This is a genomic window from Bradyrhizobium sp. 2TAF24 (assembly GCF_052115025.1).
GTDB lineage: Bacteria > Pseudomonadota > Alphaproteobacteria > Rhizobiales > Xanthobacteraceae > Bradyrhizobium_A.
Map to the genome: position 1 here is coordinate 492,010 of NZ_JBFRFW010000002.1, position 18,580 is coordinate 510,589.

Consider the following 18,580-nt stretch of genomic DNA (forward strand, 5'->3'; position numbering starts at 1 on the left):
AAAGCTCACACCGCCACCAGGGCCCACAGATGATCGGCATCGCGTCCAACCAGGACGCAGCATCACTGTCGCAGCCCGTCGTGAAGCCGAATCGAGTACGGCTCCAAGCGGCTTCGACAGCGTCGGCGGAATCAGGAAAGATCAGCGACTCTGCAGATCGGCCGGTGGAGTGCCAGCCTGCGGGCCCGACGGCGGCGCGGTCGGCGCGCCCTGGGAGCTACAGGCGGACTCGATGGTGGCCAGCGGCGGCGGCAGTTCGGACTCGCGCGTCGGCGCCGGCGGCACAGGAGCGGGCGGCACGGGTGCCGCGGCGGGCTTCGGCGGCTCGAGCGCCGCAACGGGTGCGGGCGCCGCGGCGACGTCGGCGCCGCCACCGCGCGACGGCGATTGTCGCCGCGCAGGCGCAGCGACACGCCGGCGAGGAAATCGACCAGCGCCAGCACGGTCAGCAGGAAGAACACCGAGGTGGCGAACTGCGGCAGCAGCAGGAATTCCGCCACCGCGCCGGCGAGAACCAGCAGCGCCAGGAAATGGTCGGTGAAGTATTTGCCGCCGGGGCGCGCGGCCTTGATGACCTCGAACATCAGCAGCAGCATGCCGAGGGCGATCAGGATATCGCCGAAGGTCACCTTCCAGGCGACCTTCGACATCAGCGTCACCGTGATCAGCGGGTCGGTGAACGACACGCCCGGCATCAGGAAGGCGATGATGTTGACGATGGCGAGCGGAATCAGAAGCAGCGGGAAACCGACCAGCATCGTCAAGGCCTTCCTCTCGATGGGAACGTCAGCCCCCGTCGCGGGACTTGTGGAAGCTGGTGCGATGATGCAACCCATAGTGGGCCGCTCTCGACTCTTGACTTTTCATATAAAAATCAAACCCTTAATTGCTTCCGAACCAACCCTTGCCGCCGGCCACGCGCAGCCCCGTTGACTTACCCCAACGCCGCGCCATCTTACCAACCGGCAACCGTGGCATGACCGCAGACAGCTGAAGAGCATGGGCATGTTTCCCGCGTCGGTTCTGACGACCGTGAATGCGCCGTACAGCAAGAAGCTGGACGCGCAGACGCTTGCCTATTGTCTCACGCATCCGGCTGCGGCCCAGGCCTGGCCAGGGCAGATGTCGGCGTTTTTCGGCGAGGTCGCGCCGGAGGCGCAGAAGGCTTTCGCCGGCGCGTTTGACATCAGCGAGGCCGACCTCGTGACCGCCGCAAAGACATTCGCCCATTATTCCGGCGAATCCTATCCGCTCGCGGGATGAGCACGAACGGACCCGACTGGGCGCGCCTTTTACGCATCGCCCGTGCGCTGATCCGCCAGGTCAATGCCGAACACGTTGTGATCGACTCATGGTCGCTCGGCGGCGGCACCGCGATGATGCTGCAGCTCGATCATCGCGACAGTCAGGACATCGATATCTTCCTTCCCGATGCACAGTTACTGTCGTTTCTCGACCCCAGGCTGCATGATTTCCAGTTCGAGATCGCGCCGTCCGACTATGGCGGCGACGGCAGCAAATTTCTCAAGTTGGCTTTCGCGGGAATCGGGGAGATCGATTTCATCGTCGGACAGGCCGTGACCGCCAAACCGACCATGACGCAGACAGTCAAGGGCGAGGACATTGCACTGGAAACCGTTGCCGAAATCATTGCCAAGAAGATCTGCTATCGTGGCGCGACCATCAAGCCGCGCGATATCTTCGATATCGCGGTGGCCGCACAGCACGACCGCAGCGCCATTGTCGGCGCGCTGAGAGACCATCCGGATGGTGTCGCCAAAACGCTCCGCGCCATGGAGCGATTGAAGCCTGACTTCGTCAACGCGGCGATTGCGGCGCTGAGCATCAAGGATCGGTTCAAGCCCGTCGCATCGACTGCTCTTGCTGATGCACGAGAGGTTCTGACGTCCGTCTGATCACGCGGCGCGCGGCCGCAGGCAGTCCGTCGGATACGGCCGGAAAGAGGCAGGCTGTCGGGCACAATCTGCGCGGCCAGAACTGGCGGAGAGGGAGGGATTCGAACCCCCGATAGGCTTGCACCTATGCCGCATTTCGAGTGCGGTGCATTCAACCACTCTGCCACCTCTCCGCGGGGCCGAAGCGGCGGGGTGGCCCGCCGGGTTGCGGGGGGTGTTCTATGCGAGGATTCCCGGCGAGACAAGGCGTCCGGCGGGGTGATTTTGCGGCGAGCGGACGGGAAATCGCGGTCCGCGGGGCGGAAAGGGCCCCGGCAGCCGTGGAACGGGGCCGCGGGGCGGGATTTTGAGGGCACAGAGGGGCTCGCGGACGCCGGCCCTGCGCGGGCCGGCGGTCGAGGGCCGGCGAATCGGCGGGCGTCTTGGGCATTCCTTCTTGGGCATTCTTTATTGTGGGCGCAGACCTGCTGCCGCCGCGGTGACCCGCATGTCGCTGCGCTCATGCGCACTACAGAATTGGGAGGCGCCGGGACCTCATGGTTCGAGACGCGCGGCTGCGCCGCGCTCCTCACCATGAGGGAGTGGGAGCGCCCCCGGCCTCACCCCTTCCTGCCATTCTTCTTCTCGGCCTTGGCGTCGGTCTTGCCTTCCGCCTTGCCGTCGCCGGCGTCCTTGCTCCTGGCGGTCTTGTCCTTGCCGTTCTTGTCCTTGTCGGATTTGCCCTTCTCATCAGCCGGCTTGTCGTCCTTATCCCTGCCTTTCTCTTTCTCGCGCGCCTTGTCGTCGTCCTTCCTGCGGTTGGTGAAGCGGGCGTTGCCGAGGCCGGTGCCGATGGTGAGCACGCCCCAGCGCCGGCACTGCTGCATGAACGGCACTTCGGACAGGCCCTGCACCACGCCGTCGTTGTGCATCAGCACCACGGTGTCGTGCTCGCCGATCATGGGAATGGCCGACATCAGCTCCTGCGGCAGATTGAAGCGGCTGCTCTCCCAGTTGCCAGGCAGATTCTGCGCGCCCTTCTCGATGGAGCCGTCGCCGTCGATAACGCCGGGGCAGGACACGCCGATGAACGGCGCGAGCTTGAGGCCGGCGGTGTCGGCCTCGGCGATCAGGCCTTTCAGCATCTTCACCAGCTTGCGGACGGCGCCCTCGCGCGTCGGCTCGTCGTCGGCATGGCGCCAGAGGTCGGAGCTCCAGACGCTGGCCTTCGACAGGTCCGGCGTCTTCTTCTGCCGCGTCTCGACCACGCCGCAGCGGATGTTGGAGCCGCCGATGTCGATGGCGAGCAGGCTGTCATAGCCCTCGAAGATCCATGACGGCGCGAGGTGCGCGCAGCCGATCAGGCCGGCTTCATCGGGATGAAAACGAATCGGCACGAGGTCGATCTTCTCGCCCTCGGCCTTGAGAATGATGTCGGCGCGGGCGATGGCAAGCTCGCCGATGCGGCTCTGGCGAAAGCCGCCGCCGACCACGATCACCTCGGTATCGGCCCATGCTTTCGTCTTCAGGAAACGCCGCGTGACATGGGCGAGCGATTGGGCGAAATCCTCGATGGCGCTGTGCACCAGCGCGGCGGCGGCGGCATCGTCGCCGACCAGCACCTTGTCGAGGTCCTTCTTGCTGATCTCGCTCGACGGCGTCTTGCCGAACGGGTCCTCCCCCGCCTTGCGCAGCGGCTTGCGCCAGGCATCGAGCAGGTCGACGAACGCGCCCTTGCTGGCGCGGTCGCCGAGGAAGCCGTCGTCATCCCTCAGCTCGATGTTGTAGCTGTCGATGTCCACCGACGGCAGCCGCTCCGCCCCGTGCCGGCCGATGCCGGCGGTCGTCATGTCCTCAGCCATCCAGTCCCTCCGCGTGCGCTGGACAACGGCGGGGGAACCGGATGGTTGCGTGGGAGTGGGGCTGGGTTGGGCAGGCTCGGGGCCTTCCGATTGGCCAAGGCGCCGGAAGGGCAGTTCTGACGTCCGGTCCGAGGTGTCGGCCATGTCTCCGAACGGGTGTCGGCGATGTCTCCGGACTGGCTGGGACATACAAAAGCGGAATTGGCGCGGAATGATTTCTAACCCATTGATAATATTTCGTTTCTCGACATTCACCCCACCCACGGCGTCATGGCCGGACTTGATCCGGCCATCCAGCTTGTTCGCTGCACGACGGAAGGCCCAAAAGCTGGATCACCGGGTCACGGCGCTGGCGCGCCGGCCCGGTGATGACGCTGAGATGGGAGGCGGCGCGGAACCCTGGAGGTGTGGCTGCTGCGCGCGCTGCCACCCACGGCGTCATTCCGGGGCGCGCCGCAGGCGCGAACCCGGAATCTCGGCGCCCCCCGCCGAGTTCAGCCATTGCGAGATTCCGGATCGCCGCGAAGCCTGTCATCGGGCCGCGCTTCGCGCGGACCCGTTGGCGGCGTCCGGAATGACGGGGGGTGGAGGCACCAGCGACCGGGAACTCGCCGAACACCCCCAAACCACGGCCAAATCCCTCATTTGCGAGGGCTTTTGGCGGGGAATCGCCTTGACTCGGGGGGCTCAGCCTTTATAACGCCCGTCATCCGGCGTGGGCTTGCTCGCGCCGTTTTGTCTTGGCGCGACCCGAGCCGTCTTTTTATGGGACCTCGACCGGCGCCAGGCGCAATCGCAACGACTGACAAGAAGCCGGCCCGGAGGTCCTTAGGACATCCGAAGGCGCGGGTTTGAACACGAAGGATGAAAACGATGTTCGCAGTCATCAAAACCGGCGGCAAGCAGTACCGCGTTGTCCCGGATGATGTGCTCGAGATTGGCAAGATCGCCGGCGAAGTCGGCACGATCGTGCAGTTCCCCGAAGTACTGGTGCTGGGCCTTGACGCGCCCGTGCTCGGCGTCCCGACCGTGGCCGGTGCATCCGTCGCCGCCGAGGTGCTGGACCACAAGCGCGGCCCGAAGGTCATCGCCTTCAAGAAGCGCCGCCGCAAGAATTCCCGCCGCAAGCGCGGCTATCGCGACGAGCTGACGCTGGTCCGCATCACCGAGATCCTCGCCGACGGCAAGGCCCCCACCGTGGGTCCGCGCCCGAAGAAGGCGAAGGTCGCCAAGGCCGAGACCGCGGAAGCCGCCGAGTAATCGGCGCCGACGCGTTTTTCTTCCGCACCGGCGCCGCTGAAGGCGACGGTGACAAAATGTGAAATGATTCCTTCGCGGAATCGGTTTAAGCATTCGAACGAATTCGGAGACGAGCCATGGCTCATAAAAAGGCAGGCGGTTCATCGCGCAACGGTCGTGACTCGGCCGGCAAGCGCCTGGGCATCAAGGCGTTCGGTGGTGAGCACGTCATCCCCGGCAACATCATCGCGCGTCAGCGCGGCACCAAATGGCATCCCGGCCTCAACGTCGGCATGGGGACCGATCATACCCTCTTTGCCAAGGTTGAAGGCCGCGTCGAGTTCCGCGCCAAAGGCCGGGGCCGCACCTACATTTCGGTCCTCCCGATTGTCGCTGCCGCCGCCGAATAACCAGGTGGACACATATCGCGTCCGCCGGCCCTGTTGAACCGGCGGAGCGCTCAAAGCTCCTAAGGGGAGGCGGGCAACCGGCCTCCCCTTCTTCGTTTCGCGCCGTCCAGCACCTCCCGATCACCGGCAGGCCGCGGCGCGGAAAAAAGCCCCAAGGAGCATCACATGTTGCAGGAACTGCCCACATCTTCGTTGCGCGAGGAAAGTAGCGTCGTCCTCGAGACCGCCCGGCTGGTGTTGCGCCAACCGACCCTCGCGGACGTAAAAGCCATCGCGTGCCTCGTCAACGATCGCCGCGTGGCCGAAAACCTGCGTCGCGTGCCGCATCCGTATACGGCCGACGACGCCATTGCCTTTATCAGTCATGTCGCCGCCACCGATCGCGACACCGTTTTCCTGATCGAGCACGAGGGCCGGCCCGTCGGCATGGTGGGCCTCGACTGGTCGCAGCCGGAGACTCCGGAGCTCGGCTACTGGCTCGGCGTCGACCACTGGCGCCAGGGCATCGCCACCGAGGCCGCCCGCGCCGTGATCGACTATGCGTTCGAGGAATTCGCCATCGAGCAGATCATCGCCGGCGCCCGCGTCGTCAATCCGGCGTCGCGCCACATCCTGGAGAAGTGCGGCTTCCAGTGGACCGGCGTCGAGCTGCATCGCTTCCTGGCGCTGGGTTCGTCCACCCCGGTCGACCGCTTCCGCCTCGACCGCAGCGTGTGGGCCTCGCTCAAGAGCTGGGGCGCCATCACGCGGCGCTGACACGAAGGGCGCTCGCACCGCGGGCGCCTTTCGCGTGCACGCTGTCGCCTGTTCTCTTCGGCGTCATGCGCCGCTTCGCCCTCACGCTCCTGCTACCGAGGCATTGCGCCCCGCTCCTCACCCTGGGGAGCCCGCACCGCGGGCGTCTCGAAGGGCGAGGCCGAGGCGCACCTGGCGGACGAACAATGCAGCCGGCTTCAGCAATGGCGTCATGGTTCGAGACGCGCGGCTTCGCCGCACTCCTCACCATGAGGAGAGAGCTCCGCGCCCAGCTTCCTAACCGCACGTCATTCCGGGACGGGCGACAACCTCACACCGGCGGCGGGGTGAGGCCGTCGGCCTGCCGGCCCATCGCCTGCTCGCGCAGGAAGATGTAGAAGCCGGCACCGACGATGATGGCGGCACCGACGAGCGTGGCGGCGGAAGGGATGTCGCCGAACACGACATAGCCGAAGATCACCGCCCAGATGATCATGGTGTACTGGTAGGGCACGACGATGCTGGCGGGCGCGAGCTTGAGTGAGCGGTTGAGGCAGAACAGCGCGCTCACCGAGATGACGCCCGCCACCAGGAACAGGCCGAGATCCGGCAGCGATGGCGTGACCCAGGCGACCGGCGCCAGCACCGCGCCCACGGTGAACGTGCCGGCGAACTGGCTCGCCGCCAGCACCACGTCCGGCGTCGCGCGCAGCATCCGCGTGATCACCATCAGCACCGAGAACGACAGGCTGCCGGCGAGCGCGATCAGCGACGGCCAGCCGATGCTCTGCGACGACGGCTGCAGCGCGATCAGCACGCCGCAGAAGCCGACGCCGACCGCCGTCCAGCGCCGCCAGCCGACCTGCTCGCCGAGAAAGATGGCGGACGCCGCGGTGACGAAGATCGGCGCCGCGAGATAGCAGGTGATGATGTCGGCGAGCGGCAGATAGACCGCGGACAGGAAGAACATGCCGACTTCGGCGGTGGAGAACACGATCCGCGCCAGCTGCAGCCACGGCCGCTCCAGCGCGGTGAACACCGCGCGCTGGCGCCAGATCATCGGCGCCAGGATCAGGAAGGCGGCGCAGGCGCGCAGCCACAGCAGCTGCCCGACGGAATAGGTCGCGACAATGTATTTGCCGAGCGCATCGCCGAACGAGAACGTGAACACCGCCGCCAGCATCAGCCCGATGCCGGCGAGCGCGGAGGCTCCCTGCGGCTTGTCCATCACGGTCATGGCGAGATCCTTGGGCGAGATCGGGTCTGAAGAACGCGTGCTGCTGAACTCGTCATGGCCGGGCTTGTCCCGGCCATCCACACCTTTGCTCGCCATAGCGCTGTGAAGACGTGGATGCCCGGCACAAGGCCGGGCATGACGAAGAAGGGACATCTCATCGATAAACGGCCGGGCGGCCACGATCAATCGGCGAGACGCCACACAAGCGGGATTGACGGCGGTGGTGCGCGTCTTCGATGATCGCATGATCTTGGGAGAGCCATCAGATGCACCGTTGTCGCACGCTTCGCCCCGCCACCGCGCCGGGGCGCGCGGTCACCTTCATGACGCCGGCCGTCCTATCCTTTGCCGCGATGGCCCTCGGCCTGATCGCCGGACTGACCTGCGCGTCCCCCTCGGCACGCGCTGAGGTCGACGTGGCCGGCGTCAAGGCCGCCGTCGCCGTGACGCTGGCGCGCGAGTATCCCGCGCTCGACGCGCTCTACAAGGACATCCATGCCCATCCCGAGCTCGCCTTCCAGGAGGACAAGACCGCGGCGAAGCTTGCGATCGCAATGCGCGCGATCGGCTTCGACGTGACCGAGCATGTCGGCAAGACCGGGCTGGTGGCGCTGTACAGGAACGGCGACGGCCCGACCATCATGGTGCGCACCGAGCTCGACGCGCTGCCGATGGAGGAGAAGACCGGCCTGCCCTACGCCAGCCATGACAAGACCTTGTGGAACGGACGCGAGACGTTCGTGGCCCACAGCTGCGGCCATGACATCCACATGGCGAGCTGGGTGGGAGCGGCGAAAGCGCTGGTCGAGCTGAAGGAGCGCTGGCACGGCACGCTGATGTTCATCGCCCAGCCGGCGGAGGAGGAGGTGACGGGCGCCAAGGCGATGCTCGACGACGGCCTGTTCACCCGCTTCGGCAAGCCCGACATGGCCTTCGCGCTGCACGACGGGCCCGGCGCCTACGACACCCTCGCCTACCGCACCGGCATCGGCTCATCGAGCTCGGACATGGTGCAGATCACGTTCCGCGGTCGCGGCGGCCACGGCGCCGTGCCGCAGACGACGATCGACCCGGTGATGATGGCGTCGCGCTTCGTGGTCGACGTGCAGAGCGTGATCAGCCGCGAGAAGGACCCGACCGAGTTCGGCGTGGTCTCGATCGGCGCCATTCACGGCGGCACCGCCGCCAACATCATTCCCGACAACGTGTACCTGGCCGGAACCATCCGCGCCTACAAGCCCGAGGTGCGCGCGCGGCTGTTCGCCGGGATCGAGCGCACGGCGAAGTCGGTCGCCGCGATGGCGGACGCCCCCGCGCCGGACTTCAAGATCACCGAGGGCACCAAGCCCGTGATCAACGACGCGGCCGTGGTCGGCCCCGCCGAGCGGGTGCTGAAGGCGGCGTTCGGCGACAAGGCCCGCCAGACGCCGGCGATCACCGCGAGCGAGGACTTTTCCGAATTCGTCGCCGCCGGAGTGCCGTCGATGTTCTTCAACATCGGGGTCTACCCGCCGGAGCAGGTGGCGGCGGCGCGGAGCAGCGGCACGCCACTGCCCGCCAACCATTCGCCGCAATTTGCTCCGGTGCCGCAGCCGACCATCGAGACCGGCGTGACCGCCATGACGCTGGCGGTGCTCAGCGGGTTCGATCGCGGCGCGGCACGGAAATAGGGGCGGCGGGCGCGCCGTCCGCACGGGTGAAACCCGCCGATTCCGGCGGTTTTCGCCCGATCCGGGCGGATAAGGTAGGCACGGCGGCGCGATCTGTGATACCCCACCGCCATGAAATTCCTGGATGAAGCCAAGGTCTATATCCGCTCCGGCGACGGCGGCAACGGCTGCGTTGCGTTCCGGCGCGAGAAGTTCATCGAGTTCGGCGGGCCGAGCGGCGGCAACGGCGGCAAGGGCGGCGACGTGGTCATCGAGGCCGTCGACGGCCTCAACACCCTGATCGACTACCGCTACCAGCAGCACTTCAAGGCGCCCAAGGGCACCCATGGCATGGGCAAGGACCGCCATGGCGCCAACGGCAAGGAGATCGTGCTGAAAGTTCCGGTCGGCACGCAGGTGTTCGACGAGGACCGCGAGACCCTGCTGGCCGACTTCACCACCGTCGGCCAGAAGATGACCATTGCCCAGGGCGGCAATGGCGGCTTCGGCAACGCGCACTTCAAGTCGTCGACCAACCGCGCGCCGCGCCATGCCAACCCCGGCCAGCCGGGCGAGGAGCGCTGGCTGTGGCTGCGGCTCAAGCTGATCGCCGACGCCGGCCTTGTCGGCCTGCCTAATGCCGGCAAGAGCACCTTCCTCGCCGCGGTGAGCGCGGCCAAGCCCAAGATCGGCGACTATCCCTTCACCACGCTGCATCCGCAGCTCGGCGTCGTCACCATCGACGGCCGCGAGTTCGTGCTCGCCGACATTCCCGGGTTGATCGAGGGCGCCCATGAAGGCGCCGGCCTCGGCGATCGGTTCCTCGGCCATGTCGAGCGCTGCCGTGTGCTGCTGCATCTCGTCGACGCCACCTGCGAGCACGCCGGCAAGGCCTACAAGACGGTGCGTGGCGAGCTCGAGGCCTATGCCGAGAGCCTCGCGGAGAAGATCGAGATCGTGGCGCTGAACAAGATTGACGCGGTCGATCCGGACGAGCTGAAAGAGCAGGTCAAGCGGCTCAAGCGCGCGGCGAAGAAGACGCCGCTGCTGATCTCCGGCGCAACCGGCGCGGGCGTGCCCGAAGCGCTGCGCGCCCTCGTCGAGGTGGTCGGCGAAGCGCCGGTGTCGCTGAAAGCCCAGTCCGCCGCCGACGCCGCGCCATGGTCGCCGCAGGCGGAGTGAGCGGCGACATCCGCCGCGATCACGCATAAGCGCGTCGCGCCCGGCGCGAGGCCCGTCCGTCCACCACCGTCAAGCGCGCGCTTGACGCCACCCCTCGTCCTGAGGAGCCCGCACCGCGGGCGTCTCGCAGGATGAGGCCACAGCGTCGCCAGCCCGCGACAAACGCCGTTGCAAACCCGAGCCGCAGCGCCTTGGCCTCATGGTTCGAGACGCGCGGCGTTGCCGCGCTCCTCACCATGAGGAGACAGGTTTCAGCACACGGAACAAGGCCGCAGCCCTACTCGTCGACGCCGTAGCGATGCAGGTCGTTGCCGTGGGTGTCGAGCCAGGTCTTGGCGCGCGATGTCGCCGGGCAGATGCGCTCGACGACGCGCCAGAAGCGCGGCGAGTGGTTCATCTCGACGAGATGCGCCACCTCGTGGGCGGCGAGGTAATCCAGCACATGCGGCGGGGCGAGGATCAGGCGCCAGGAATAGGACAGCATGCCCGCGGCGGTGCACGAGCCCCAGCGGCTCGACTGGTCGCGGATGGTGATGCGCTTGATGCGGACGTTGAGCTCCTCGGCATAGCGCTGCGACGCCCTGGTGAGCTCGCGCCGCGCCTCGCGCTTGAGGAAGTCGGCGACGCGGCGCTCGATATGCTCGACGCCGCCGGCGACGCAGAGAATGCGCTCGCCGCTGTCACGCGTTTCCGTCCACACGGTTCCACGCTCGCCGGCGCGATGCACGATGCGATGCGGCGCGCCGCGCAGCGGCACGGTCATGCCGGCCGAGAACGGCACCGCCTTCGGCAGGCCACCGAGCCGCGCCGCGATCCAGGCGCCATGACGCTGCGCGAAGTCGCGGGCATCGGCGACGCTGCCACGCGGCGGCATGGTGAGAATGGCTTCGCGGTCGCTCGGATGAATGCGCAGCGTGTAACGACGCGCGCGGCGATGCCGGCGCAGCCGCACCGAGTAGATCGCCGAGCCAACCTTGACCGCAATGGCATGGGGCTCGGCAGGACGCCGATAAAGAAGGGCACGCACGGCCATGTCGGAGGATCCGGGGTCGACCAATTCCCCCGGAGTCTGCCACATCCGCTGCCACCAGAATTTATCGGCGCAGAAACAAATCATTTGCCCAACATATAGGAGTGGGCGGGCGCCTGTCTCCCACATGGAGAGGCGCGGAACCGGCTTTGGGATTCAGATCTTAGGTCGCGCCGGGAACCATTCCAGCGACTCCGGATTCATCGCATTGCCGCAATCGGCGGCCGAATTCTGCGAGACTTTCCAAAGACTTGCGGCCCGCTGCCGAGGCAACGGGCCGCGCGGCCGTTTCTGGCCGAAAACACGCGATTTCGGTAATCCGTTACTCCGCGGCCCCCGCCCGGGTGGCGGAATCGGCCTGCGGCGCGCGCTGGGCGCGGCCATGGGCCGACGACACCATGAAGTCGGAGATGCGCGGCAGGATTTCCGAGCGGAAACGCGAGCCGTTGAACACGCCGTAGTGGCCGACGCCCTTCTGGACATAGTGCACACGGCGATCCATCGGGATGGCGCTGCACAGACGATGCGCCGCCTCGGTCTGGCCGAGCCCGGAGATGTCGTCGTTCTCGCCTTCGACCGTCATCAGCGCGATGCGCTCGATCTTGGAGGGCTGCACCAGCTTGCCGCGATGGCGCATCTCGCCCTTGGGCAGCAGATGGCGCACGAACACCTGGTCGACGGTCTGCAGATAGAACTCGGCGGTGAGGTCCATGACCGCGAGATACTCGTCATAGAACTGGACATGCTTGTCGACGAGGTCGCCGTCACCCTTCACGAGATTGGCGAACAGGTTCTTGTGGGCGTCGACATGGCGGTCGAGGTTCATGCTGATGAAGCCGTTGAGCTGCAGGAAGCCCGGATAGACATCGCGCATGAAGCCGGGGTGCGGCAACGGCACCTTGGTGATGACATGGCCGCGGAACCAGTCCATGCCGCGCTCTTCCGCGAGCTTGTTGACCGCGGTCGGGCTGGAGCGGGTGTCGATCGGGCCGCCCATCAGCGTCATCGACACCGGCACGAAGGGATCGTTGTTGGCTTCCATCACGGCTGCGGCGATCAGCACCGGCACCGACGGCTGGCACACCGCCATCATGTGCACGTCGCCGCCGAGGTCGTGCAGCATCTCGACGATGTAGTCGACGTAGTCCTCGAGATCGAAGCGGCCGGCGGACAGCGGCACCATGCGCGCGTCGGCCCAGTCGGTGATGTAGACGTCATGGCCGGGCAGCAGCGCTTCCACCGTGCCGCGCAGCAGCGTGGCGTAGTGGCCGGACATCGGCGCCACCAGCAGTACGCGCGGTTGTGGCGTGCGCAGCGGCTTCACCAGCTTGCGTTCGAAATGCAGCAGGCGGCAGAACGGCTTCTCCCACACCGTCTTGATCTCGACGGGCACCCGCATGCCGTTGACCTCGGTATCGTCGAGGCCCCACTCCGGCTTGCCGTAGCGGCGCGTGGTGCGCTCGAACACCTCGCAGGCCGCCGCGATCGACTTGCCGACCTGGGTGTGCGCCCAGGGATTGAACGGGTTGGAGAACATCAGCTTGGTGGCGTCGAACACCGCGCGCGCGGGATTGAGCGACGCCTGCCCCATCTCGTACATCCAGTACATCGGCGTGGTGAGCGCAGGACTGTCTTCCGCAGGAAGGTCCGGTGCGCCGCCAAATTCACCAATCGGCATGCTGTCCCTCTGAAATATCATTTCGCGTTGCGGCAAGGTGTCCCCTCCGTGACACCTCGTCAATGCTGAATTCGAACTAATGGGGGATATGGTGACGATTGGGGGCTAGCTGTGGCTTTCCCCCCGGTTCGGACAGTCATTCTGACGCGATTGCGGCCGCGCCGGCGCAGCAGACGCCGGGTTCCCGCCGACGCCGGCTCCCGCCGGACGTGCAGATTCGGCGTTATTCGCCGGTCTGAACCAGCGCGCCGTTGATCCGTGCCGAGCGCAGCAGCGCCAGGAACACGCCGATCGCGGTGGCGAACAGCGCGAGGTTGATGGCAAAGGCCTCGATCATCAGGTCGGCGCGGAACGCATGATCGATCAGCACCGCGCGCATGCCTTCGAACACGTAGGTCGGCGGCAGGCACCACGCCAGCCACTGCAGCCAGGCCGGCAGCACCGCGACCGGATAGTAGACGCAGGTCAGCGGCAGCAGCACGAACATCAGCGTCCAGGCGAGGCCCTCGGCGCCCATGCCGTTGCGCAGCACGAGGCCGGAGGCGATGAGGCCGAACGCCCAGCTGGTGAAGATCAGGTTGCAGAAGAACGCCACCAGCGCGAAGCCGAGGCCGTAGAAGTTGAAGCCGAAGAAGCCGACCGCCAGCAGCGTCATCGGGATGACGCCGATGGCGAGGCGGATCAGGCTCATCACCATCAGCGACAGCACGAACTCGCTGACCTTGAGCGGGCTCATCATCAGGTTGCCGAGGTTGCGCGACCACATCTCCTCGAGGAACGACATCGAGAAGCCGAGCTGGCCGCGGAACAGGATGTCCCAGAGGATCACCGCGCCGATGAAGGTGCCGCCGGCGCGGGCGAAGAAGCCGGCATTCTGCGAGATGTAGGCCTGCGAAAACCCCCAGGTGATGAGCTGCAGCGCCGGCCAGTAGACCAGCTCCAGGAGGCGCGGCCATGACGACGTCAGCAGGTACCAGTGGCGCAGCACCATGGCGCCGACACGATGCCACGCGATGCCGGAGCGGACGTCAGGCTCGGTGGCGGTCATGATGCGGCAGTCCGGCCGCGGCCGCGCGCGACGTCCAGAAAGACCTCTTCCAGCGTGTCGCGGTTGTAGTGCGCCATGATGCCTTGCGGGCTGTCGTCGTCCGCGATGCGGCCGCGCTTCATGATGATGACACGGTCGCACAGCCGCTCGACCTCCAGCATGTTGTGCGAGGCCAGCAGGATGGTGGCGCCGGTGGCGCGGCGATAATCTTCGAGGCGGCTGCGGATCCAGTCGGCGGTGTCGGGATCGAGCGAGGCGGTGGGCTCGTCGAGCAGCAGCAGCTCGGGGCGGTTGATCAGCGCCTTCGCCAGCGCGACGCGGGTCTTCTGCCCCGACGACAGCTTGCCGCTGGGTCGGTCGAGGAAGTCACCGAGATCGAACTCGTCCGCCAGCGCCGCGATGCGCGCACGCACGTCGGCCACCGCATAGAGCTTGCCGAACACCGTGAGGTTCTGCCGCACGGTGAGCCGCATTGGCATGTCGACATAGGGGCTTTCGAAATTCATGCGGCCGAGCACGGCGGCGCTGTCGCGCGGCATGGCGTGGCCGAGCACCTGCACGGTGCCCGAGGTCGGCAGCACGAGGCCCATGATCATGGCGATGGTGGTGGTCTTGCCGGCGCCGTTGCCGCCGAGCAGCCCGGTGACCGTGCCGCGGGGAATGGTGAAGGAAATGCCGTCGACCGCATGGGTGGTCTTGTAGAGCTTGACCAGGCGATCGACCACGATCGCGGCGGACGCGCCCTCCTGGCCCGCCGCCGGCACACCGATCGGCGCCGGTTGATGCACGGTCATGGCCTGTTCCATGCGCCATCGCGCGGCGAAGCGCAAGGCGGGGGGCGGAGACGCCGCGGTGATGACGCAAAAGGTGTGGCGCCAGCGGTGCCCTGAAGAGCGACGCGCGGCATCCGCAAGCCTCTCTCTTCATGGTGAGGAGCGGCGTCAGCCGCGTCTCGAACCATGGAGGCCCCCGCATCGCGCGCATCGACCTCAAGGTTCGAGACGCCCGGCTCGCGCCGGGCTCCTCACCATGAGGGTGAACGCCCGTCCCGGAGGAAACACCGCTATCCCCGAACCTGCAGGGCGATCCGGCGCAACGGCTGCGACATCGTAGAGCGGCCGGCGGTTTGTCCCCGCCCGCCCGCGCGGGTATGGTCGCCGCCATGACCGATGTGACCGTTCCCGAATTCCGCTACCACCGCCGCTTCGTGCGGCTCGACACCATCCTGCGGCTGCGCTGGCTTGCCGTGCTCGGCCAGCTCGCGGCGATCTTCATCGTGGTGCAGGGGCTGGAATTCGACGTGCCGATCATCCCCTGCGTCACCGTGATCGGGCTGTCGGCGCTCTTGAACCTGTCGCTGCAGATGGCGTTCAACCCGCGGCGCCAGCTCGAGCCGATCCATGCCGCGGCACTGCTCGGCCTCAACATTCTCGAGCTCGCGGCGCTGCTGTTCTTCACCGGCGGGCTGCAGAACCCGTTCTCGTTCCTGTTCCTGGCGCCGGTGCTGATCTCCGCCACCGCGCTGACCACCCGCCTGACGCTGGCGCTGGGGCTCCTGGCGATCGCCTGCGCCACCGCGCTCGGCTTCGTGCACCTGCCGCTGCCCTGGAACAACGACGAGCCGCTGGCGCTGCCGCCGATCTACATGACCGGGGTGTGGCTCTCCATCGTGCTCGCGATCGGCGTCACCAGCCTCTACACCTTCCAGGTGTCGGAAGAGGCGAGCAAGCTGTCGGACGCCCTCGCCGCCACCGAACTGGTGCTGACGCGCGAGCAGCATCTCACCCAGCTCGACGGCCTCGCCGCCGCGGCCGCCCACGAGCTCGGCACGCCACTCGCCACCATCTTCCTCATCTCCACCGAGATGGAGAAGACCATGGACCCGGCAAGCCCGCTGGCGTCGGAGGTGCGCACCCTCGCCGAGCAGAGCAAGCGCTGCCGCGACATTCTCGCCAAGCTGACCCAGCTCTCCGCCAGCGGCGCGCCGTTCGACCAGATGCCGTTGTCCACCCTGATCGAGGAGGCGGTGGCGCCGCACCGCGACTTCGGCATCGCCATCAAGGTGCGGATCGCGGTGGCCGGCAGCACCGAGCCGGTGGCCAAGCGCAACCCGGCCGTCCTCTACGGGGTCGGCAACATCCTGGAGAATGCGGTCGACTTCGCCCGCGAGACGGTCGAGGTCAATGCGTGGTGGAACGCGGAGAATGTCGAGATCGTGATCTCCGACGACGGCCCGGGCATCGCGCCCGACATGCTCAAGCGCATCGGCGAGCCCTACCTGTCGCGCCGGCGCAGCGACGAATCCGGCGGCCAGCATGGCGGGCTCGGGCTTGGCGTGTTCATCGCCCGCACACTGCTGGAACGCACCGGGGCGCGGCTGTCGTTCAGCAACCGCGCCTTCCCCGATCACGGCGCGGTGGTCCAGATCACGTGGCCGCGGGCGCGCTTCGAGAACAAGGAAACCCTTGAAGAAGCAACGTCTTAAACAAACCTGCGCGTTTTGCCGCAGGGCAAATGGCGGCCGCCAACCTTGGCAGTTGCCATGATGGCGGCCATATCTATGCATAGCTAGGTTGCGTTTCCGCGGAGGTCGGCCGCAACAACCGGATCGCCGGTGATGCGCCGCGCGCGCTAGACTCGATGAGGATTGAAACCGTGAACGCAGTGACCGCCGTGCAGGAACAGACCGACCGCTCGCTCCTGATCGTCGAGGACGACAAGGCCTTTCTTGAGCGGCTGGCCCGCGCCATGGAAAGCCGCGGCTTCGAGGTGACCTCGTGCGAGACCGTGGCCGACGGCCTTGCGGAGATCGGCAAGCATGCCCCGGCCTTCGCCGTGGTCGACCTGCGGCTCGGCGACGGCAACGGCCTCGACGTGGTGTCGGCGCTGAAGCGCCAGCGCCCGGACGCCCGCGCCATCGTGCTGACCGGCTATGGCAACATCGCGACCGCGGTGACCGCGGTGAAGCTCGGCGCGGTCGACTATCTCGCCAAGCCCGCGGACGCCGACGACGTCGTCGCAGCCCTGCTCGCCAGCAGCGCCGAGAAGATCGAGCCGCCGCAGAACCCGATGTCCGCCGACCGCGTGCGCTGGGAACACATCCAGCGCATCTACGAGATGTGCAACCGCAACGTCTCGGAGACCGCGCGCCGCCTCAACATGCACCGCCGCACCCTGCAGCGCATCCTCGCCAAGCGCGCGCCGCGCTGAGGCGCAGCCTTCACTGCAAGCGAATACCCGTTGCAAGCGAATACCCGGCCTGGCGCCGGGTATTTTGTTGTGAGCGTCTGCCCTCGGGTCCCATTGTGAAGAATGTTCCTCGTCCCGAGGGGCGGACGCCCCGGCCATGGAACCTTTTGTTCCTGCCGTCGTTGGTTCTGCGACCGTAGAGGCCAGCACACCCGAGGCGCAGACCATGGCCGTGTCGATCCAACAACGCATCCGCGAGGCGACGAGACTGTCCCACCAGCGGCTGGACGCGGCGATGGCCAGCGTGGACCTGCGGCGGCCGGCCTATTACGCGAGCTTCCTGCGCGGCCAGGCCGAAGCGCTGGTTCCACTGGAGACGGCGCTGGAGCGCGGCGGCATCGACGACATCCTGCTCGACTGGCCGCAGCGCGCGCGGATGCCGGCGCTGGAACACGACCTCTCGGTGCTCGACATCGCCTGCGATCCGCTGCCGGTGCCCGACCTGCAGGGCGCCGCCGTGATGCTGGGCGCGGTCTATGTGCTGGAAGGCACCCGCATGGCCGGCCGCAGCATCCTCGCCCGCCTCGCCGACGAGCCCGATGCCGCGGTGATCGGCGCCACCGCCTATCTGCGCCACGGCTTCGGCAAGCGGCTGTGGCCGAGCTACCTCGCCGCCCTCGAAGCCCATGCCGAGGCCCGCCACGCGCCCGAGCGCGTCATCGACGGCGCACAGATCGCGTTCGGCATGTTCGAGAGCGCGCTGGTCCCGGTGCTGAGCGACGCCGTCGAACGCAGCCGCGACACCATCCGCCTGGTGCCGACCGCGCCGGCGTAGGGTGCCACATCTTCAGCGTCATCACTGAGTGAAGACCCGCCCTGAACGTCACCGGAGCGCCCTAGTCGAACGGCTCATGGCCCTGCGGATCGGCGAGGCGGTTGAGGCGCTGGGCGGCGGCCATGGCGAAGCGCAGCATCATCGCCTTGCGGGTGGCGGCGGGCAGGCGGTGCTGCGGTGCCTCGGCATGCAGATGCGCGCCATAGGCATCGGCGACGATCAGGCCGGCTTCCTGCGGAAACAGCTCCGCCGACATCTCCGCGGTGAAGGCGAAGAACAGCCGGTCGCAGTGCTGGCGGTACTCCTGCCATTTCTGGTCGGCGCGCAGGTCGGCCGGCGACGACTTGATCTCGATGATCCAGACTTCACCCTGCGCATTCAGCGCCACGAGGTCGGCGCGGCGGCCCGACGGCAGCGCAAGTTCCGACAGGCAGGAGAAGCCGCGCGCGCGCAACAGCCGCGCCGTGCCGCGCGCGATGGCGAGCGCGGTGTCGGACTGGCGGCCATCGACAGGCAGCGCGGCGGTGACGGGCAGCAGATGCAGGCTCATAGACACGCCTTAGCAGAGTCGCACCCGCAAGCCGAGCGCGG

The 18,580-nt window shown here is 67.2% G+C and carries 18 protein-coding genes and 1 tRNA gene; 10 read left to right on the forward strand and 9 right to left on the reverse strand.

Features of this window, described 5'->3' with window-relative positions; all coding sequences use genetic code 11:
• Positions 1-131: 131 nt before the first annotated feature.
• Positions 132-758, reverse strand: a complete 627-nt coding sequence (locus tag AB4Z37_RS05500; RefSeq protein ID WP_441515668.1) for a hypothetical protein — start codon at positions 756-758, stop codon at positions 132-134.
• Between the two features lie 247 nt (positions 759-1,005).
• On the opposite strand from AB4Z37_RS05500, the gene AB4Z37_RS05505 reads away from it, so the two are divergent.
• Both AB4Z37_RS05505 and AB4Z37_RS05510 read left to right on the forward strand, forming a co-directional pair.
• Positions 1,006-1,263 (forward strand): hypothetical protein, encoded by a 258-nt coding sequence (locus tag AB4Z37_RS05505; protein WP_441515669.1) that lies wholly within the window; start codon positions 1,006-1,008, stop codon positions 1,261-1,263.
• The gene (locus tag AB4Z37_RS05510; RefSeq protein ID WP_441515670.1) at positions 1,260-1,916 is read left to right on the forward strand and encodes a nucleotidyl transferase AbiEii/AbiGii toxin family protein; all 657 of its coding nucleotides are present in this window, start codon (positions 1,260-1,262) and stop codon (positions 1,914-1,916) included. The genes AB4Z37_RS05505 and AB4Z37_RS05510 overlap by 4 nt, the downstream gene beginning before the upstream one ends.
• A gap of 83 nt (positions 1,917-1,999) precedes the next feature.
• On the opposite strand, the gene AB4Z37_RS05515 is transcribed toward AB4Z37_RS05510, so the two are convergent.
• Both AB4Z37_RS05515 and AB4Z37_RS05520 read right to left on the reverse strand, forming a co-directional pair.
• Positions 2,000-2,089, reverse strand: a tRNA-Ser gene (locus AB4Z37_RS05515).
• Between the two features lie 426 nt (positions 2,090-2,515).
• Entirely contained in the window at positions 2,516-3,757 is a 1,242-nt protein-coding gene (locus AB4Z37_RS05520; protein WP_441515671.1) for an ROK family protein, read from the reverse strand.
• 873 nt (positions 3,758-4,630) lie between these two features.
• On the opposite strand from AB4Z37_RS05520, the gene rplU reads away from it, so the two are divergent.
• From rplU to AB4Z37_RS05535, 3 genes are all read left to right on the forward strand, one after another.
• The gene (gene rplU / locus AB4Z37_RS05525) at positions 4,631-5,017 is read left to right on the forward strand and encodes a 50S ribosomal protein L21 (RefSeq protein WP_441515672.1); all 387 of its coding nucleotides are present in this window, start codon (positions 4,631-4,633) and stop codon (positions 5,015-5,017) included.
• Between the two features lie 116 nt (positions 5,018-5,133).
• On the forward strand, positions 5,134-5,406 hold the full coding sequence (gene rpmA, locus AB4Z37_RS05530; protein WP_211968979.1) for a 50S ribosomal protein L27: 273 nt from the start codon (positions 5,134-5,136) through the stop codon (positions 5,404-5,406).
• Between the two features lie 165 nt (positions 5,407-5,571).
• Entirely contained in the window at positions 5,572-6,162 is a 591-nt protein-coding gene (locus AB4Z37_RS05535) for a GNAT family N-acetyltransferase (RefSeq protein ID WP_441515673.1), read from the forward strand.
• Between the two features lie 310 nt (positions 6,163-6,472).
• Here AB4Z37_RS05535 and AB4Z37_RS05540 read toward each other — a convergent pair whose 3' ends face one another.
• Positions 6,473-7,378 (reverse strand): DMT family transporter, encoded by a 906-nt coding sequence (locus tag AB4Z37_RS05540; protein WP_441515784.1) that lies wholly within the window; start codon positions 7,376-7,378, stop codon positions 6,473-6,475.
• Between the two features lie 266 nt (positions 7,379-7,644).
• Between AB4Z37_RS05540 and AB4Z37_RS05545 the strand changes: the two genes are divergently transcribed.
• Both AB4Z37_RS05545 and obgE read left to right on the forward strand, forming a co-directional pair.
• Positions 7,645-9,048 (forward strand): amidohydrolase, encoded by a 1,404-nt coding sequence (locus AB4Z37_RS05545; RefSeq protein ID WP_441515674.1) that lies wholly within the window; start codon positions 7,645-7,647, stop codon positions 9,046-9,048.
• A 111-nt stretch (positions 9,049-9,159) separates the two neighbouring features.
• Positions 9,160-10,209 (forward strand): GTPase ObgE, encoded by a 1,050-nt coding sequence (gene obgE, locus AB4Z37_RS05550; RefSeq protein WP_441515675.1) that lies wholly within the window; start codon positions 9,160-9,162, stop codon positions 10,207-10,209.
• A 277-nt stretch (positions 10,210-10,486) separates the two neighbouring features.
• Here the strand turns inward: obgE and AB4Z37_RS05555 are convergent, their stop codons facing one another.
• From AB4Z37_RS05555 to AB4Z37_RS05570, 4 genes are all read right to left on the reverse strand, one after another.
• Complete coding sequence (locus AB4Z37_RS05555; RefSeq protein WP_441515676.1) at positions 10,487-11,326, reverse strand: M48 family metallopeptidase; 840 nt, start codon at positions 11,324-11,326, stop codon at positions 10,487-10,489.
• Between the two features lie 235 nt (positions 11,327-11,561).
• The gene (locus AB4Z37_RS05560; RefSeq protein ID WP_441515677.1) at positions 11,562-12,917 is read right to left on the reverse strand and encodes a polyhydroxyalkanoate depolymerase; all 1,356 of its coding nucleotides are present in this window, start codon (positions 12,915-12,917) and stop codon (positions 11,562-11,564) included.
• A 223-nt stretch (positions 12,918-13,140) separates the two neighbouring features.
• Complete coding sequence (locus tag AB4Z37_RS05565) at positions 13,141-13,965, reverse strand: ABC transporter permease (RefSeq protein WP_441515678.1); 825 nt, start codon at positions 13,963-13,965, stop codon at positions 13,141-13,143.
• Positions 13,962-14,759, reverse strand: a complete 798-nt coding sequence (locus tag AB4Z37_RS05570) for an ABC transporter ATP-binding protein (RefSeq protein WP_441515679.1) — start codon at positions 14,757-14,759, stop codon at positions 13,962-13,964. Before AB4Z37_RS05570 ends, AB4Z37_RS05565 begins: the two co-directional genes overlap by 4 nt.
• A 368-nt stretch (positions 14,760-15,127) precedes the next feature.
• Between AB4Z37_RS05570 and AB4Z37_RS05575 the strand changes: the two genes are divergently transcribed.
• From AB4Z37_RS05575 to AB4Z37_RS05585, 3 genes are all read left to right on the forward strand, one after another.
• Positions 15,128-16,450: an ActS/PrrB/RegB family redox-sensitive histidine kinase gene (locus AB4Z37_RS05575; protein ID WP_441515680.1), complete on the forward strand. Its 1,323-nt coding sequence runs from the start codon at positions 15,128-15,130 to the stop codon at positions 16,448-16,450.
• 155 nt (positions 16,451-16,605) lie between these two features.
• Positions 16,606-17,175 carry an ActR/PrrA/RegA family redox response regulator transcription factor gene (locus AB4Z37_RS05580; RefSeq protein WP_441515681.1) on the forward strand — a complete coding sequence of 190 codons (570 nt, stop codon included), beginning with the start codon at positions 16,606-16,608 and terminating at the stop codon, positions 17,173-17,175.
• A gap of 205 nt (positions 17,176-17,380) precedes the next feature.
• Entirely contained in the window at positions 17,381-17,989 is a 609-nt protein-coding gene (locus AB4Z37_RS05585; protein ID WP_441515682.1) for a biliverdin-producing heme oxygenase, read from the forward strand.
• Between the two features lie 61 nt (positions 17,990-18,050).
• Here AB4Z37_RS05585 and AB4Z37_RS05590 read toward each other — a convergent pair whose 3' ends face one another.
• The gene (locus AB4Z37_RS05590) at positions 18,051-18,539 is read right to left on the reverse strand and encodes an MmcB family DNA repair protein (protein ID WP_441515683.1); all 489 of its coding nucleotides are present in this window, start codon (positions 18,537-18,539) and stop codon (positions 18,051-18,053) included.
• Positions 18,540-18,580 lie beyond the last annotated feature (41 nt).

Coding starts and splice junctions, on each gene's coding strand:
- AB4Z37_RS05500 (WP_441515668.1), bottom strand. CDS start 758: ATGCTGGTCGGTTTCCCGCTGCTTCTGATTCCGCTCGCCATCGTCAAC.
- AB4Z37_RS05505 (WP_441515669.1), top strand. CDS start 1,006: ATGTTTCCCGCGTCGGTTCTGACGACCGTGAATGCGCCGTACAGCAAG.
- AB4Z37_RS05510 (WP_441515670.1), top strand. CDS start 1,260: ATGAGCACGAACGGACCCGACTGGGCGCGCCTTTTACGCATCGCCCGT.
- AB4Z37_RS05520 (WP_441515671.1), bottom strand. CDS start 3,757: ATGGCTGAGGACATGACGACCGCCGGCATCGGCCGGCACGGGGCGGAG.
- rplU (WP_441515672.1), top strand. CDS start 4,631: ATGTTCGCAGTCATCAAAACCGGCGGCAAGCAGTACCGCGTTGTCCCG.
- rpmA (WP_211968979.1), top strand. CDS start 5,134: ATGGCTCATAAAAAGGCAGGCGGTTCATCGCGCAACGGTCGTGACTCG.
- AB4Z37_RS05535 (WP_441515673.1), top strand. CDS start 5,572: ATGTTGCAGGAACTGCCCACATCTTCGTTGCGCGAGGAAAGTAGCGTC.
- AB4Z37_RS05540 (WP_441515784.1), bottom strand. CDS start 7,378: ATGACCGTGATGGACAAGCCGCAGGGAGCCTCCGCGCTCGCCGGCATC.
- AB4Z37_RS05545 (WP_441515674.1), top strand. CDS start 7,645: ATGCACCGTTGTCGCACGCTTCGCCCCGCCACCGCGCCGGGGCGCGCG.
- obgE (WP_441515675.1), top strand. CDS start 9,160: ATGAAATTCCTGGATGAAGCCAAGGTCTATATCCGCTCCGGCGACGGC.
- AB4Z37_RS05555 (WP_441515676.1), bottom strand. CDS start 11,326: ATGATTTGTTTCTGCGCCGATAAATTCTGGTGGCAGCGGATGTGGCAG.
- AB4Z37_RS05560 (WP_441515677.1), bottom strand. CDS start 12,917: ATGCCGATTGGTGAATTTGGCGGCGCACCGGACCTTCCTGCGGAAGAC.
- AB4Z37_RS05565 (WP_441515678.1), bottom strand. CDS start 13,965: ATGACCGCCACCGAGCCTGACGTCCGCTCCGGCATCGCGTGGCATCGT.
- AB4Z37_RS05570 (WP_441515679.1), bottom strand. CDS start 14,759: ATGACCGTGCATCAACCGGCGCCGATCGGTGTGCCGGCGGCGGGCCAG.
- AB4Z37_RS05575 (WP_441515680.1), top strand. CDS start 15,128: ATGACCGATGTGACCGTTCCCGAATTCCGCTACCACCGCCGCTTCGTG.
- AB4Z37_RS05580 (WP_441515681.1), top strand. CDS start 16,606: ATGAGGATTGAAACCGTGAACGCAGTGACCGCCGTGCAGGAACAGACC.
- AB4Z37_RS05585 (WP_441515682.1), top strand. CDS start 17,381: ATGGCCGTGTCGATCCAACAACGCATCCGCGAGGCGACGAGACTGTCC.
- AB4Z37_RS05590 (WP_441515683.1), bottom strand. CDS start 18,539: ATGAGCCTGCATCTGCTGCCCGTCACCGCCGCGCTGCCTGTCGATGGC.